At 51.5% G+C, this 15,359-nt stretch carries 14 protein-coding genes; 2 read left to right on the top strand and 12 right to left on the bottom strand.

The window, feature by feature from the left end; all coding sequences use genetic code 11:
* Nucleotides 1-268 precede the first annotated feature (268 nt).
* Complete coding sequence (locus JT719_RS08250; protein WP_207432352.1) at nt 269-1,075, top strand: class I SAM-dependent methyltransferase; 807 nt, start codon at nt 269-271, stop codon at nt 1,073-1,075.
* A 63-nt stretch (nt 1,076-1,138) separates the two neighbouring features.
* Here the strand turns inward: JT719_RS08250 and JT719_RS08255 are convergent, their stop codons facing one another.
* Both JT719_RS08255 and JT719_RS08260 read right to left on the bottom strand, forming a co-directional pair.
* Nucleotides 1,139-1,636, bottom strand: coding sequence for a DcrB/PsbP domain-containing protein (locus JT719_RS08255; protein ID WP_207432353.1), 498 nt, complete (start codon nt 1,634-1,636; stop codon nt 1,139-1,141).
* Between the two features lie 66 nt (nt 1,637-1,702).
* Nucleotides 1,703-2,239, bottom strand: coding sequence for a DUF7935 family protein (locus JT719_RS08260; RefSeq protein ID WP_207432354.1), 537 nt, complete (start codon nt 2,237-2,239; stop codon nt 1,703-1,705).
* Between the two features lie 208 nt (nt 2,240-2,447).
* On the opposite strand from JT719_RS08260, the gene JT719_RS08265 reads away from it, so the two are divergent.
* A complete protein-coding gene (locus JT719_RS08265) occupies nt 2,448-2,798 on the top strand; it encodes a HesB/IscA family protein (RefSeq protein WP_207432355.1) in 351 nt (116 codons plus the stop codon).
* A 912-nt stretch (nt 2,799-3,710) separates the two neighbouring features.
* Here the strand turns inward: JT719_RS08265 and JT719_RS08270 are convergent.
* From JT719_RS08270 to JT719_RS08315, 10 genes are all read right to left on the bottom strand, one after another.
* Nucleotides 3,711-4,583, bottom strand: a complete 873-nt coding sequence (locus tag JT719_RS08270; RefSeq protein WP_207432357.1) for a ChaN family lipoprotein — start codon at nt 4,581-4,583, stop codon at nt 3,711-3,713.
* Nucleotides 4,584-4,703: 120 nt separating this feature from the next.
* The gene (locus tag JT719_RS08275; protein ID WP_207432359.1) at nt 4,704-6,014 is read right to left on the bottom strand and encodes an ABC transporter permease; all 1,311 of its coding nucleotides are present in this window, start codon (nt 6,012-6,014) and stop codon (nt 4,704-4,706) included.
* 4 nt (nt 6,015-6,018) lie between these two features.
* The gene (locus JT719_RS08280) at nt 6,019-6,924 is read right to left on the bottom strand and encodes an ABC transporter ATP-binding protein (RefSeq protein ID WP_207432361.1); all 906 of its coding nucleotides are present in this window, start codon (nt 6,922-6,924) and stop codon (nt 6,019-6,021) included.
* Nucleotides 6,925-7,313: 389 nt separating this feature from the next.
* Nucleotides 7,314-8,462, bottom strand: a complete 1,149-nt coding sequence (gene dnaJ, locus JT719_RS08285) for a molecular chaperone DnaJ (RefSeq protein ID WP_205499647.1) — start codon at nt 8,460-8,462, stop codon at nt 7,314-7,316.
* A 4-nt stretch (nt 8,463-8,466) separates the two neighbouring features.
* The gene (locus JT719_RS08290; RefSeq protein WP_207432363.1) at nt 8,467-9,042 is read right to left on the bottom strand and encodes a nucleotide exchange factor GrpE; all 576 of its coding nucleotides are present in this window, start codon (nt 9,040-9,042) and stop codon (nt 8,467-8,469) included.
* A gap of 368 nt (nt 9,043-9,410) precedes the next feature.
* The gene (gene obgE / locus JT719_RS08295; protein ID WP_207432365.1) at nt 9,411-10,406 is read right to left on the bottom strand and encodes a GTPase ObgE; all 996 of its coding nucleotides are present in this window, start codon (nt 10,404-10,406) and stop codon (nt 9,411-9,413) included.
* 137 nt (nt 10,407-10,543) lie between these two features.
* Nucleotides 10,544-11,137: an adenylate kinase gene (locus JT719_RS08300; RefSeq protein WP_207432367.1), complete on the bottom strand. Its 594-nt coding sequence runs from the start codon at nt 11,135-11,137 to the stop codon at nt 10,544-10,546.
* A 130-nt stretch (nt 11,138-11,267) separates the two neighbouring features.
* Nucleotides 11,268-11,807, bottom strand: coding sequence for a hypoxanthine phosphoribosyltransferase (gene hpt, locus JT719_RS08305; protein ID WP_207432369.1), 540 nt, complete (start codon nt 11,805-11,807; stop codon nt 11,268-11,270).
* A 113-nt stretch (nt 11,808-11,920) separates the two neighbouring features.
* A complete protein-coding gene (locus JT719_RS08310; protein WP_207432371.1) occupies nt 11,921-14,167 on the bottom strand; it encodes a sodium-translocating pyrophosphatase in 2,247 nt (748 codons plus the stop codon).
* Nucleotides 14,168-14,274: 107 nt separating this feature from the next.
* Nucleotides 14,275-15,189, bottom strand: a complete 915-nt coding sequence (locus tag JT719_RS08315) for a M20/M25/M40 family metallo-hydrolase (protein ID WP_207432373.1) — start codon at nt 15,187-15,189, stop codon at nt 14,275-14,277.
* Nucleotides 15,190-15,359: the final 170 nt, after the last annotated feature.

Below are 15,359 nucleotides of genomic sequence, written 5' to 3' on the forward strand. Positions count from 1 at the left end.
GTGTGAAAGACGCTTTTTTTTCACCTTACCTCACTTACCTGTGGAAGACAGCTCCCTTTTATTCTGCCAGATGACGTCGTTACAGTGTAACGACGCTACATTCGGGTTCTTGTAGCGACGTTACACTGTAACGACGTACGGATTCCAGCAAAATAGCTATTAGAGGAATTCCTGAACGAAACAGGCTCTAATGCAGCAACTAGATGAATCAAAGGGTAAATATATTTTCAACTGTCTAAAATTTAACATACAACATCTGGTATCTATCATGGAATCACCCGTTGACTATTTTGAACTGAACCGCCAGGCCTGGAACCTGCGCACCGGTGTGCACAAAGACTCGGCCTTTTATGACGTAGATTCTTTCAAACAGGGCAAAAACAGCCTGAACCCGCTGGAACTGGAAGCGCTGGGCGATGTAAAAGGCAAAAAACTGCTGCATTTGCAGTGTCATTTCGGGCAGGATACGCTTTCCTGGGCGCGGCTGGGCGCCAAAGCTACCGGCGTTGATTTGTCAGACGAGGCCATTATGCTGGCCCGGCAACTGAACGAAGAACTGAAGCTGGATGCGGAGTTTGTGTGCTGCAATGTGTATGATCTGCCTCAGCACTTGGAGGGCCAATTTGATCTTGTGTTCACCTCTTACGGTGTCATCGGGTGGCTGCCGGATCTGGACAAGTGGGCCCAGGTCATCGCGCATTTCCTGAAGCCCGGCGGCACGTTCTTCCTGGCCGAGTTCCACCCCGCCATCTGGATGTTTGACAACAGCTTCACCCGGGTGGAGTATCCTTACTTCAACACCGGCGGCCCCATTGTGGAGGAATCTACCGGCACCTACGCAGACACGGAGGCCCCCATTTCCTACACCGAGGTTTCCTGGAACCATTCCCTGAGCGAAGTCATAGGAGCGCTTCTGCGGCAAAAGCTTCAACTGGTAGATTTTCAGGAACTGCCCTACTCCTACTACAACTGCTTTGCCAACACCGTACAGGGCCCAGACGGCTACTGGCGCATCAAAGGCTTTGAAGACAAACTGCCCATGATGTACAGCATGAAAATGGTAAAACCATTATAAAAGAAAATCACCTGAAAGGAGGACTGGATTGTCTTCCTTTCGGGTGAAATCAGATGAGATGCTTCAATTTACCTGTACAGAATTCAGGATTTGGTGAGAGATAGACTGCCATTGCTGGCGCTCCTTCTCCAGACAATTGAAGGTTCCAAGAAGCAGTTTTCCATCCACATCGGTAAAGAAAATAAGGTTGTACACCTTTTGATCCGCGGCTGGGGTAACTACCTCCAGATATCCTATTTTTCGCCCATTTATGGTTTTCACGCCCTTGTCAATCCATTCTGCCGTAGGAAAGCTATTTCTGAAACTGGTTTCCATAGATTGCTTATAAGCTTCCAGTACCGCCTGGGAAGCATTGCTGGATATATAGTTGAAAGCTAGGTTTGTTTTCGCATCTTCATCGGTGTACACCAAGGTAGGTCTGCGTTCTGAGGGATATTTAAACTTTAGCATCTCTTCCTCCATTACCCCAAACGTGGCCGGGATCAGCACCGAAACTTTGTTATTCAGGATGCTTTTCTTCTCCAGTGAAATCTCCTGCGCTCTGGCAGAGACCAGACTCATAACGTTGAATACTACAAACAACAGCCAACGCAGCCTCAATCTTTTTAGCTCTTTCATTTCAATAGACTAGAAAACTTCGTGCAATTCCCGCTTCAGCGCCTGAATGGCTTGGGCGGTGGGGTCTACCTCGTTATGCAGCACGGTTTCCAGTACCCTTTTAGCCAGTTCGGTGCCTCGGGTTTTGTCCTGCAGGTTTTGGTAGTTTTGGTTGATCATGGACACCACGTCTTCCTTGGCTCTTTTCACCTGCTGCCACGCCACCTCACTCATGTACAGCTGCTGCGAGAGATTGTGCGTGTACTCGGCACGAATTTCTTGCAGTAACTGCGCCTGGTAATCGGCTGCCGTTAATCCCGCCGGACTCACCCGTATGAGCAGGTTACTAGGCGTGATACGCTCCAGAAACAGAATGATGCGCTCGTAGGCCTGCAACCGGATGGGCAGAATGGTCTCGGTGTTTTTCAGCCGCACGTCCAACAGCTTTCTCCGGTAATCACGTTCCAGGTAGCGTTGGGTGAGCAGGTACAAGGCTCCACCCACCACCAGAGCCGGAATAGAACTCAGTAAAACTAAAAGTACAATAGAAGAAGTGTCTGTTGTCATAGGTAAAACGTATATAACCCTTGTACGGAGCTTGCCCACCAGCCGCCGCGCAGGTTGGTGCAGGGTAGATGAACAGGTAAATATCGGTAAAAAATTGATGCTGGTCAGGCTGAATCATTTTTCCCGTTCCTTGGTTACTCTTAGTATAGCGCCGTAGTTTAGAAACAGTCTAGTTTTTAGTACCTTTACAGCGCAAAAGCCACTATCTATGGAAAGCACAACTGTAAAAAAAGCTCCTATTTCACTAACCGAGCGTGCTCTGCACGAGGTAAAAGTGATCATGAAAGATAAAAACGTACCGGAAGAGTACGGTTTACGCATTGGTGTACAAGGCGGCGGCTGCTCGGGCATGTCTTACCTGCTGGGTTTTGACAAAGCCAAAGACGGCGATGAGATCTACGATGTAGAAGGTGTTCAACTCATCATGGACAAGAAGCATGGCATGTATGTGATGGGCATGGAAGTAGATTTCCAGGATGGCCTGAACGCCCGCGGATTCACGTTCAACAACCCACAAGCCAAAAGCACCTGCGGTTGCGGAAGCTCTTTCTCAGCGTAACACTTCCTTTCTTTTAGTTTTTTTAAAGCCTGCTCATGTGTTCATGAGCAGGCTTTTTGTTTTAAGTCTGTTTTTCAGGTTTTAGCTTAAAACCAAGTGTTCTTGTTGCTGGCGCGGATAGCATTGATGGTGTGATGCCGGTTGTATATGGGTTTGCTGTTGCTAGCGAGTATTTGCTTTTCTATGATTTCATGGGCTGTGTTGTTGCATAGGGAGCTGGGTGCGCTCACGGCCGCGGGGCCTCGTCTTTGCCCCTCGCACTGCCCTTGCGGCCCAATTCTGTAGTCTGCGCTTAGTAGTAGCTATTCAAGGGCCACAAGCGAGGCGCTCGAGCCAAAGACTGGAATCGGGATCTCCAACCAGTTGCGTTGCATAGCAGCGATACTGCTTCAGAACGCAAGACCTCGCAGCGTCTTCCAGACCTGCGAGTGTCTATGTACATCTACACCTTTGCTTACTCCAAAAACTTCGGCTTCTTTGGCTCTCTATGGCGCGGGTTTACTTCCGTGCATTTCTTTTCTTTCCATGGTTCAAGTCTGTGACTTGGACCTACCATGCGGGCAGTTTGTAAAGCCGTTAGGAATCCAGTATGGCGCGAAAGTAATTGTTAGGATTGGTAAGTGACGGAATAGTAAGGCCCGGAAGCAACTTATGCGCCATAGGGGTTCTTTCGTGATCTATCAGAAAGAATACTGATGTAGTGCTCTACCGTACCAGGAATTAAAATTGCTTCAACAGGGATTTCCTCCAGCAAAGAAAAGGCTTTCCTCACCAAGGCTGCTTAAGGCAAATGCTGAACCCAATCCCAAGCTATTTCAGGTGTGTTTCCCAGAAAATGGGCCCAAAACGTCTTAGCTAAATTCTTCAAATTTTCAAATTAGCACATCAGCACATGAAACCATTAGCACATTATTAGTACGTTCTGGTCATTCCCTCCGGTACCACCAGTACCACATCAGCGCGTTTCTCGTGTTCTTTGTCCAGTTTTTCCAGTTGCGGCTGCAGTACCGTGGAGATGGTTTTGATCTTCAGTTCGGGCCGAAGGCGGCGCAGGTACCAGACTATTCCTTCGTGGTGGTCTGAGTGGTAGGAACCGTTGAGGTGGAGCAAATGCTGGCCTTTCTGCAGGTTCTTACTGATGAACTGGGCCATGGTGGCGTCTTTCAGGGCCTGGGCTTCCACAATCTGCGCCGAAGCCGCCGAGTTTCCGTGCGAGTTCCCGAACATGCTGAGCATGCGTTTGTAGGCAGGTAGCTCCAGGTCTACCGTAATTGGCAATATTGCCAGCCATTGCTTTTCCTCGGCGGGAAGTGCCTCCAACCCTTTCAGGCTTTCGCGGGCCACCATTCTTGCTGATCTTCTGGGTGCATTGGTGGCAATGAATTTCAGCCCATTGGTTTTGGCGAACAGCAAGGTAGGTTTGTAATCGGTGGTGTAGTTAGGCCAGGCGCGGCTTACCTCCGTGAACTTCGGTTCTTCCAGTTGGCCCAGCAGAAAAGAATCCACCGCGGCTTGGGTATCGGTTTCCCACATCTCGGCTCCCAGCACCAGTTGCCTGCCGTGTTTCTGATACAGGTCCTTCGCCAGTTCCAGTTGCAGCCAATGCGCGATGGGATCATTGTGCTGCTCCCCGAAGAACACTACATCGGCCTCGGTCAGCTCCTTCAGCATTTTCTCATATGACAGAGCTTTGCCGCTGCCCTGGAACAAGCGATAGGCGGGTTTATCCATGGTGAAAGAACTAAAAATCAGCATAGCCAATAAGAGCGGCAGTAATTTCTTCATGATTTTGAGCTGTTTTGCGAAAAATGGCCTCAAAAGGACATTTAGTTAATAGACGCTAGATTTCAGAACAGAATAATCAGAAAGTCTTAGGTCCAACCTCTAGCTTCTAACATCCATTCCTCAGCCTTTATAGAAAAGCCATTTAGACAACTCGCGGTAATTCACTTTCTTTCCGTACATCAGGATTCCTACCCGATAGATACGGGCAGCCACCCAAATGGTCCCGATGAACCCGAGCACCAAGAGCAGCATTGACAAGGCCATTTCCCAACCCGGCACGCCAAACGGCAATCGTAGCATCATAACCACCGGCGAGGTGAACGGAATCATGGACATCCAGAAGGCTACCGGTCCATTCGGGTTCTTCACAATGATAGTTTGCGCCACGATGAACGACAAAATGAGTGGTACCGTGATGGGTAGCATGAACTGCTGGCTGTCGGTCTCGGAATCTACGGCGGCACCTACGGCCCCAAACAGCGCTCCGTAGAGCAAGTACCCGCCCAGGAAGTAGAACAGGAAACTTCCTACCAGCAGGGGCACATTGAGGTTCTGGGCGGCACTTACCACCTCATGTATTTCCTGCGCCTGCAGGGCATCGCGGTCATTCTCCATGCCTTGCATGGTCTGGTTTATCTGAGCATCTGAGAACCGCTTCAGATCGAACCGGGCGGCTACTACCCCGCTGATGGCTGAGGTCAGGATTATCCAGAGCAGAAACTGGGTGAGCCCCACGGCGGCAATGCCCATGATTTTACCCGCCATCAGTTGGAATGGCTTTACCGAAGACACCATCACCTCCAGAATCCGGCTGGTCTTCTCTTCAATCACGCCGCGCATGATCTGGGCGCCGTAAATGAAGATGAACAAATAAATAAGGAACGCCCCGATAAAGCCTACGCCCGTGGTTACGGCTACATCGCTGCTTTTCTCGCCTTCGACACTCAAATTCACGGTTCTGATGCTGATAGGCGTTTTGATCTTATCCAGCACCTGCTGGTCAATGCCCGAGTTGGCGAATTTCACCTCTTCCAGTTCCTGCCGCACTTGTTTCTCCAGCGACCCTTTCATGGCCAGACTGGTGCTCTTTTGCGAAAACAGCTGAATGCCCTGCGGTTTTTCCAGGTCAATTTTCGGGATATACAGCAGGGCCGCGTCTTCAGATTTCAGGTAACTGGCTTTTGCTTCCTCCAGGGTACCCGCCACGTTCACAAACTTAAGTTCCTCCGTAGACGTGAGTTTACCTTTGAGGTAGCCGCTCTCATCCAGCACCTGCACAATCTTGGTATCATCTGACATGGTGGCGAGCCAGATGGGTACAATCATGACCAAGGCCATCAATAGCGGCCCCAGAATGGTCATCACAATGAAGCTTTTCTTGCGCACCCGCACCAGGTACTCGCGCTGAAACACTAACCAAATCTTATCCATGCGCTTATTTCTGCGTTACGGTTTGAACAAAAATATCATGTATGCTGGGCACCTCCTCCTGGAAATGCTGCACCTCTACCCGCTCAATCAGGTAGCGGAGCAACTGGTTAGGTCCTACCTGCGGCTCTAACCGCACCTGCGCCTGAAAGTGGTTTCCGTGCTGTTTCTGCGATAATACCTTAAAATCAGGCGACGTGATCATGAGTTTACCTGTTCCCTCCACCTGATACGTGTGGCTGGTATATCTTGACTTGACCTCGCGCACACTGCCTTCCAGCACTTTCTGCGATTGGTTGATCATGACAATGTAGTCGCACATCTGCTCCACCGATTCCATGCGGTGCGTGGAGAAAATGACCGTACAGCCCTGCTCCCGAAGTTTCAGGATCTCGTCCCGGATGATGTTGGCGTTGACCGGATCGAAGCCCGAGAACGGCTCGTCCAGAATCAGCAGTTTGGGTTCATGCAAAACGGTAGCAATGAACTGCACTTTCTGCTGCATGCCCTTGGAGAGGTCTTCCACGTTCTTGGTGAGCCACTCCTTGAGGTTCAGCCGCTCGGCCCAGACTTTGATGCGTTGCACCGCATCTGCTTTTTCCATGCCTCTGAGCCGGGCCAGGTACACCAATTGCTCTCCCACCTTCATTTTCTTGTACAAGCCACGTTCCTCGGGCAGGTACCCGATCTGCTGCACATGCTGAGGTTGCAACGGCTGACCTTCAAAGAAGACGCGCCCTTCGTCGGGCGCGGTGATCTGGGTAATGATGCGGATGAGCGAGGTCTTTCCGGCCCCATTTGGCCCTAACAGCCCGAAAATGCTGCCCTTGGGAACGTCAAAAGAGACTTGGTTCAATGCCTGGTGCGCCTCGTAGAATTTGCTTACGCCTTGAATCTGCAGGATAGGTTGCAAAGAAGTAGGTATTTGTTTCTGTGCTAAAGCTAAGAGAAAGCGGCACCCTTTGCAAGGCCGGCAAAAACACGTTTCACGCCTGTTTTCCAGAAAGAAGGCCTGAAACGTAGCGGCGTTACACCGTAACGACGTGGTTCTACGGAGCAGGTCCGGTTCAAACACCTAACACGGCTTTTTGCAACTTTAGCCTCTGAGGTGGTGGCAGGCCTGCGTGGGGTGAGGCGTTTCTGTTTCATGGCACCCCGGCGTTACAGTGTAACGCCGCTACGTTTTAGGCTCATTTCCAGAAAGCAGCCTATAAACAACAAGGCCCGCTTTTCAGATGAAAAGCGGGCCTTGCATCATATCTTGACTCAGAACTCTAGACTCAGAACTCTTTGTCGAACTCCTTACTGAAAGTACTCCTTCATTTTCTCGAAGAAGCCTTTCTCGTTTTTGCCTGGGTTTGGCGCGAAGTTCTGTGAATCACGCAGGCGCTCTAAGATTTGGCGCTCCTCTGAGTTCACGTTCTTGGGTGTCCAGACGTTGATGTGGATCAGTTGGTCACCTTTGCCGTAGCCGTTGATGTCTGGAATACCTTTGCCGCGCAGGCGCAGGATCTTGCCAGACTGGGTTCCCGGATCGATCTTGATCTTTACCTTGCCTTCAATGGTTGGCACTTCCACACTGGCACCCAACGTGGCATCCACAAAGCTCACATACTGCTCAAACATCACGTTGTTGCCGTCGCGGCGCAGGGTTGGGTGAGCTTCTTCCTCAATCTGGATAAGCAGATCACCTGGAATACCGCCTCTTTCAGGCACGTTCCCTTTACCGCTCATAGACAGCTGCATACCATCGGCCACGCCGGCGGGTACGTTGATGGAAATTACCTCTTCGCGGAGCTGACGGCCTTCGCCGTGGCAGGCATCGCATTTCTGGCTCACCATCTTGCCCTCGCCGTGGCAGGTAGGACAGGTGCTGGAAGAGACCATCTGGCCCAGCATGGTGTTCACCACGCGTTTTACCTGGCCCTGGCCCTGGCAAGTACCGCAGGTTTGCAAAGAAGAACCGTTTTTAGAACCGTTTCCGTCGCAGACCTGGCAAGCCTCGTAGCGTTTCACCTTTATTTTCTTCTCAACGCCTTTGGCTACTTCCTCCAGGTTCAGCTTCAGTTTGATGCGCAGGTTGCTGCCTTTGCGCACCCGGCGTCCGCCGCGCTGTCCTCCGCCCCCGAAGAAGCTCTCGAAACCGCCGCCTCCGCCGCCGAAGATGTCGCCGAACTGGGAGAAAATGTCTTCCATGTTCATGCCACCTCCGCCACCGAAGCCGCCGTTCATGCCCTGATGACCGAACTGGTCGTAGCGCTGGCGTTTCTGCTCATCGCTCAGGACCTCGTAAGCCTCAGCCGCTTCCTTGAACTTGTCCTCGGCAGAAGGATCATCGGGGTTCTTGTCAGGGTGATACTTGATGGCGATTTTGCGGTACGCCTTCTTGATCTCGTCCTGGGAAGCCCCTTTGGCTACGCCTAATACTTCGTAATAATCTCTCTTAGCCATGGTCTTATGCTCCAATTACCACCTTGGCAAAGCGAACCACTTTGTCATTGAGGTAATATCCTTTCTCTACTTGATCAATCACTTTTCCTTTCATCTCCTCTGAAGGAGCCGGAATCTGGGTGATGGCTTCGTGCACCTCGGCGTCAAATGGCTGCCCTACGGCTTCCATTGGCTTCAGTCCTTTCTGGGTCAAGATGCTTTGCAGCTTCCCGAACACCAGTTCCACCCCTTCGCGTACTGCCGTTACATCCTGAGCGTCTTTGATGGCCGCCTGGGCGCGCTCAAAGTCATCCAGTACCGGCAACAGAGCCACCATAAGTTCCTGGTTGGCGGTTTTAAATAGCTCCAGGCGCTCCTTAGAGGTACGGCGTCTGAAGTTGTCAAATTCTGCGTGCAGGCGCAGGTACTTGTCTTTCAGCTCATCCAGATCAGAATTACCGGCCTGGGCAGTTGAAGCTTTAGCCCCTGCATTCTGTTCCTGCCCCTCAGTTGCAGTAGCGGTTTGCTCAGTTGTTTCCTGAGCGTTCTCTGGTTGTATATTCTCTTGTTCCTGAGGATTTTGTTCAGCTGATGTCGTCATATATCCTTAAAGATTTTAATTCTTCTATTTATGGCGTGCCTTACAGAGGCAACTATTTTGCCAAATCGTTTTTTATGCCAAACTGGCATTTTACTTAAACTGCCATCTGGTTCTTTTCTTTCTTTCTGTCACGCAGATGGCAGTTTTCAGCAGTGGCAGAACAAGTTGGGCGGACAGATTGGTTCAGCAGATTTTAAGGCCGAATTGTAGAAAATAGCCTCAAAACCCTACTCTAAAAATCCATCTATGGCGCAGAAGTTAATTCCGTGCATGATGAGCAAGTCACGGAAGTAACTTCCGCGCCATAGAGGGGTAACTTCCGCGTCAAAGAGGAAAGCCTCAAAGCAAGAGTGGCCGAGGCTAACCACTTACGCGGTGTTCAGCGCCTTCCAGATCATGTCTTTCAGTTGCATGATGTTCTTGTTGGTGAGGCTGGAGATGAAGATGGTAGGCAGATCCTGCGGCAGGGTAGCACGCATCTCGGCCTCCAGTTCATCGTCAATCAGGTCGGTTTTGGTGATAGCCAGCAGGCGCTGTTTGTGCAGCAGTTCGGGATTGTAGGTGCACAGTTCGTTCACCAGAATCTCGTACTCCTCGGCAATATCCGGGCTCTCCACCGAGATCATGAACAACAGAATAGAGTTCCGCTCAATGTGCTTCAGGAACCGGATTCCCAATCCTTTGCCCTCTGAGGCGCCTTCAATAATTCCCGGAATATCGGCCATCACGAAGGATTTGTAATCGCGGTACGCCACTACGCCCAAGTTGGGCACCAGCGTGGTGAACGGGTAATTCGCGATCTTCGGAGTAGCCGCCGATACCACTGAGAGCAACGTAGACTTACCGGCATTGGGGAAGCCCACCAGACCAACATCGGCGAGCAGTTTCAGCTCCAGGATGGTCCATTCTTCCAGACCCGGCTCACCCGGCTGGGCGTGCATAGGCGTCTGGTTTGTGGGTGATTTAAAGTGGGCATTGCCCAGACCACCCCGGCCACCTGGTGTGATGATCTCCATCTGCCCGTCCTGGGTGATTTCGGCTTTGATCTCGCCGGTCTCAGCATCTCGCGCGATAGTCCCGATGGGAACCTCCAGGATGATGTCTTTCCCGTAAGCTCCGCTGGAATGGCTGGGTCCGCCGTTGCCGCCGTTCTCCGCGATCACGTGTTTCTGGTATTGCAGGTGCAGCAGGGTCCAGAGCTGGGCGTTTCCTTTCAGGATGATGTGCCCTCCCCGGCCACCGTCACCGCCATCGGGACCGCCTTTGGCAGTTTTCTTGTCGCGGTGCAGGTGCGCAGAACCGGCACCGCCGTGCCCTGACCGGCAGCATATCTTGACGTAGTCAATAAAGTTGGATGATGACACAGTAAGTAAGTTTGTGTTTAACCTTCAAAAAGGAAGCATTCCTTTTTGGGGAATGCTTCCGGAATAATCTATCAGAAATGTACGGCTGTGCTGTACAGCAGGAAAAAACCTTCCCGCCTCTCTACAACAACCGCTTGTTATTTATTGTTCAGTGCTATCTGGCAAGCATCAATAATCTCGCAGGTTTTGGCAAAGATTTCATCAATCTCACCAATGCCATCAATAGCGAAGAACTTGTTCTGTTCTGCGTAATAGTTGGCCACCGGAGCGGTTTTGTTGTTGTACTCCTGCACGCGCTTCTGGATCAACGTCTCATCCGCATCGTCCGGACGGCCCGAGGTCTGCCCGCGCAGCAACAGGCGCTTCACCAACTCTTCTTCTGACACTTCCAGCGCCACCATGCAGCTGATGCTTTGTCCGTATCTCTCCAGCAATTGATCCAGAGCCTGGGCCTGCGGAACGGTACGCGGGAAACCGTCAAAGATGAATCCGGCGGCGGTACGGTTATCGTTCAGCTTAGACTCAATCATGCCAATCACTACTTCGTCTGGCACCAGAAGCCCGGCATCCATCAGGCCTTTCGCTTTCAAGCCAAGCTCTGTGCCTTGCGCAATCTCAGAGCGCAGCAAATCACCGGTAGAAAGGTGAATCAGGCCGTATTTTTCAATTAGTTTCTGGCTCTGCGTGCCTTTTCCTGCACCTGGAGGACCGAAGAGTACGATGTTCAGCATGAGTTTTGAAATTGTGAGAAAAACAAAAGTAAGAATAAAATCTTGGAAATGACAGCCTTTCAAGACGCTGGCTTCAGATCAGGCTACGTTTCTGGGCCACTTTCCAGAAAACGGCCCAGAATGCCCTTGGCTACATGACCTTGTAAATGTCGCGCAGATTTCGGCCCAGGCCGTTGTAATCTAATCCGTAGCCAACCACAAAATCATTGGCAATGGACATGGCCGGATACTTGATGTTCAGTTCGTGCTGCAAGCTTTCGGGCTTGATCAGCAACGTAGCCACTTCAATAGAGGCTGCTCCTTTCTCCTGCAACTGTGGAATCAACCCCGCAACGGTATGCCCAGTGTCCACAATGTCCTCCACCACTACCACATGACGGCCTCTGATGTCTTCCTTCAGGCCCATGATTTCCTTCACCTGCCCGGTGCTTTCCATGTCTGCGTAAGACGAAAGGCGCATGAACGCGATCTCGCATTCAATGCTCATTTCTTTCATCAGGTCTGAGGCAAACATAAAAGAGCCATTCAACACCGACAGGAAAAGCGGCTGTTTCCCTCTGTAATCATGGCTTAAACGGGCCGCTACAATCTCCACGCTATGAAGGATTTTGCGCTCTGGAATGTAGATACTGAATTGCTTGTCCTGGATGGTTACCGGTGGCTTTTGCATTAGTCTAGGGTATAGGAAGCATCAAATTTGCGCAAAAACTGCCTTAAAGAAAAGAAAATAGCCCCTTTCTGCGGAAAGAGGCTATAAACGGAAGTACCTGAACCATCGCTTTATCAGCGATTGTAGCTGTTAGATTGCGGTGAATAGAGGGCGGTGGCCGCTTGGTTTATGTTCTGTACCCGCTGGTTAATACTCTCCACATCAATGCGGTTCTCAGGAGCCTCGGCAGGGGTTTCGCGCACGGCAATGTGCGGCGCAATAACCAAAGACACAATGGACATCAGCTTGATCAAGATGTTCATAGACGGCCCGGAAGTATCCTTGAACGGATCGCCCACGGTGTCACCGGTCACTGAGGCTTTATGCGGATCAGAGCCTTTGTATTCCATCACGCCATTAATAAGCACGCCCTTCTCAAAGGATTTTTTGGCGTTGTCCCAGGCACCACCGGCGTTAGACTGGAAAATAGCCATCAAAACGCCCGCAACTGTCACCCCAGCCAATAAACCACCCAGAATCTCGGCACTGGAAACTTCGTCAAAAACGCCACGCAACCCAAAGCCAACGATCAACGGCACAATCAAGGCGATAGCGCCCGGCAGCATCATCTCCCGGATGGCCGCCTGGGTAGAGATAGCCACACATTTATCGTACTCGGGTTTGCCGGTTCCTTCCATGATTCCGGGAATTTCCCTGAACTGACGGCGCACTTCCTGAACCATAGCCATGGCCGCCCTACCCACCGCACTAATGGCTAAGGCCGAGAACACGAACGGAATCATGCCACCGATAAACAACCCTGCCAATACCGGCGCTTTGTACAGGTCAATGGTGCTGATGCCGGAGATGCCCACAAAGGCCGCAAAAAGGGCCAGCGAAGTTAAGGCCGCGGAGGCAATGGCGAATCCTTTACCCGTAGCGGCGGTGGTGTTGCCTACGGCATCCAGAATATCGGTGCGCTCCCTGACTTCTTTGGGCAGTTCGCTCATCTCGGCAATCCCGCCCGCGTTATCGGCTATGGGCCCGAAAGCATCAATGGCCAGCTGCATGGCGGTGGTGGCCATCATGCCGGCGGCGGCAATTGCCACCCCGTAAAGTCCGGCTACGGCGTAGGAAAACACGATACCGGCGGCCAGCACAATGATCGGCATGGCGGTACTCATCATTCCCACACTCAAGCCCGCAATAATGTTGGTGGCCGCCCCGGTTGAAGACTGCTGCACAATGGAGTTCACTGGTTTTCTGGACATGGCTGTGTAGTACTCCGTGATGATAGAGATGAGGGTGCCCACCACCAGCCCGATGATCACAGCCCAGAAAATACCCATTGACGTGAATTCATAGCCGCGCAAGGTAAGGGTATCTGGCATCAACCATTCAATGACGAAATAGGAAGCAATAGCCGTCAATACCACCGAGGACCAGTTACCCATGTTCAAAGCAGCCTGTACACTGCCGCCTTCGCGTACGCGCACAAACAACGTCCCAATCATGGAGAAGATAATTCCCAGTCCGGCAATGAGCATGGGCAGAATAATAGGCGACAAACCGCCGAAATTATCAGTGACGGAGATCTCGCGGCCCAGTACCATGGTAGCCAGAATGGTGGCCACGTAGGATCCGAAAAGGTCAGCACCCATACCGGCCACATCGCCCACGTTATCGCCTACGTTGTCGGCGATGGTGGCAGGGTTGCGCGGGTCATCTTCCGGAATACCCGCCTCTACTTTTCCCACCAGGTCAGCCCCCACATCGGCCGCTTTGGTATAGATTCCGCCGCCTACCCGGGCAAACAAGGCAATACTCTCGGCCCCCAGAGAGAAACCGGTGAGCACCTCCAGGGCTATTTCCATCTGTTCACTGGAAGCCCCTGCCCCGACGCGCTCCACAAACCAGTAATAAAAGGCAATAAAGAGTGATCCAAGCCCCAAAACCGCTAGACCGGCCACGCCCATCCCCATCACGGCTCCCCCGCCGAAGGATACATTCAAAGCTTTGGAAAGGCTGGTTCTGGCCGCCTGGGCCGTCCGGACGTTGGCTTTGGTGGCAATGCGCATGCCTATGAAACCGGCCAAGGCCGAGAAAACCGCTCCAATCAGGAAAGCGGCCACAATGATGGGCGAGGACTTCTCCCCTACATACCCCAGGTAAAACAGAAAAAGCGATGCGATGATCGCAAAATAAGTGAGCACCCTATACTCTGCCTTCAGGAAGGCCATGGCCCCCTCGGCGATGTACTTAGAGATGGTACTCATCTTTTGATCGCCAGCATCTTGTTTGGCAACCCAGGCGGATTTGATGGCCGTGTACAACAGGGCCACCACCCCGAAAGCAGGAATAGCGTAGAGGATTGACTGCATAGAGTGAAGTTTTGTTTGTTAGACTGGATGTATGGATAAGAAGCTCCATGCAAGCTAATCTTATTCGCCTAAAAAACAAATATACTGTATACTCTATGCAGCCTTTCTTAGAGTTTCTGCATCAGATATTTATACAGCTCCACCATGGCGTAAATGTCTTTCTTGTGCACCAACTCATTGGGGGAGTGCACATGGTCTTCGGGGGCCCCAATGAAGCACCAATCCCAGGGAATATTGCCGTAGTGCAGCTCCTTTCCGTCTGAGCCACCGGCGCTCTCCACTTCTATCTGGTGCGGAATGTTGGCTTCTCTGGCCAACTGGATAATTTTCTGCACAAAGCTCCTTCTGGGAATAAGGGAATCCCGCAGGGAAATAGCCACGCCCTCCCCGGCATGTACGCCTTCGGTCACCCACGTGATGTCAGAAATGAGCGCCTGGGTTACACCATACGTTTCATGGATGTATTTGGCCAGGTACGCCACTGATCCGCCGCCGGTCTCTTCCCAGCACCCGAAGGCAATGATGCCGTCTTCCAGCGTCTCCGCCACCTGCAAGGCGTTCCAGACACCCAATCGGTTATCCAGGTAACAGCTCTGGACGGTCTCCTCCGTCTCCCGGAAGTCACACTTAAACACCAGTTCGGTGCCGCGCTCAATCTCCCGCTCGAAGTCATAACTCAGGCTTCGTTCGTCCTCGTCCACCTGCAGGGTGCATTCAATCTTGCCCTGACTGTCCTCGCCCACCAAAGTGTATCCTGTCTCCGCATCCGGACCGCCTATCCTGATCAGTTGTTTACCGTAGCGAACCATGAACCCGATGGAATCCATGTGCGCGAAGATCACCGTTCTGGGCTTCCCGAACACCAACAGCAGGCAATCCTGGAACCCATTGCCGTGGATGACCTGAGGCTTCATTTTCCAGGTTTGCTGGTTGTCCTCCACATACTTCAGCAAGAACTCTTTCATTTTCACCTCATTCCCAGAGGGTGCGTGTATTTGGCAGAGCTGGCGCAATAATTCCATAGTTGTGCGTTTTTTTCAAAAGTAACTGAATTCTTTCAGAGCAATTTGCGCGTTTTTGGACTAATTTTGGATAAATGAAAGCAAAATCAGTCTCAGTATTTACCCGTACTTGAAACCTACTGAAGATTGTGCTTGTTGTGCGAGCGGCTATTTGCGTCAGTAGCACGATC

Origin of the sequence: Sabulibacter ruber (genome assembly GCF_017355955.1) — a bacterium.
In the GTDB taxonomy this organism is placed as follows: Bacteria; Bacteroidota; Bacteroidia; order Cytophagales; family Hymenobacteraceae; genus Nibribacter; species Nibribacter ruber_A.

Bases quoted from the DNA above. Each gene is read 5' to 3' on its own strand.
- JT719_RS08250 (WP_207432352.1), top strand. From the start codon at position 269: ATGGAATCACCCGTTGACTATTTTGAACTGAACCGCCAGGCCTGGAAC.
- JT719_RS08255 (WP_207432353.1), bottom strand. From the start codon at position 1,636: ATGAGTCTGGTCTCTGCCAGAGCGCAGGAGATTTCACTGGAGAAGAAA.
- JT719_RS08260 (WP_207432354.1), bottom strand. From the start codon at position 2,239: ATGACAACAGACACTTCTTCTATTGTACTTTTAGTTTTACTGAGTTCT.
- JT719_RS08265 (WP_207432355.1), top strand. From the start codon at position 2,448: ATGGAAAGCACAACTGTAAAAAAAGCTCCTATTTCACTAACCGAGCGT.
- JT719_RS08270 (WP_207432357.1), bottom strand. From the start codon at position 4,583: ATGAAGAAATTACTGCCGCTCTTATTGGCTATGCTGATTTTTAGTTCT.
- JT719_RS08275 (WP_207432359.1), bottom strand. From the start codon at position 6,014: ATGGATAAGATTTGGTTAGTGTTTCAGCGCGAGTACCTGGTGCGGGTG.
- dnaJ (WP_205499647.1), bottom strand. From the start codon at position 8,462: ATGGCTAAGAGAGATTATTACGAAGTATTAGGCGTAGCCAAAGGGGCT.
- JT719_RS08290 (WP_207432363.1), bottom strand. From the start codon at position 9,042: ATGACGACATCAGCTGAACAAAATCCTCAGGAACAAGAGAATATACAA.
- JT719_RS08300 (WP_207432367.1), bottom strand. From the start codon at position 11,137: ATGCTGAACATCGTACTCTTCGGTCCTCCAGGTGCAGGAAAAGGCACG.
- hpt (WP_207432369.1), bottom strand. From the start codon at position 11,807: ATGCAAAAGCCACCGGTAACCATCCAGGACAAGCAATTCAGTATCTAC.
- JT719_RS08310 (WP_207432371.1), bottom strand. From the start codon at position 14,167: ATGCAGTCAATCCTCTACGCTATTCCTGCTTTCGGGGTGGTGGCCCTG.
- JT719_RS08315 (WP_207432373.1), bottom strand. From the start codon at position 15,189: ATGGAATTATTGCGCCAGCTCTGCCAAATACACGCACCCTCTGGGAAT.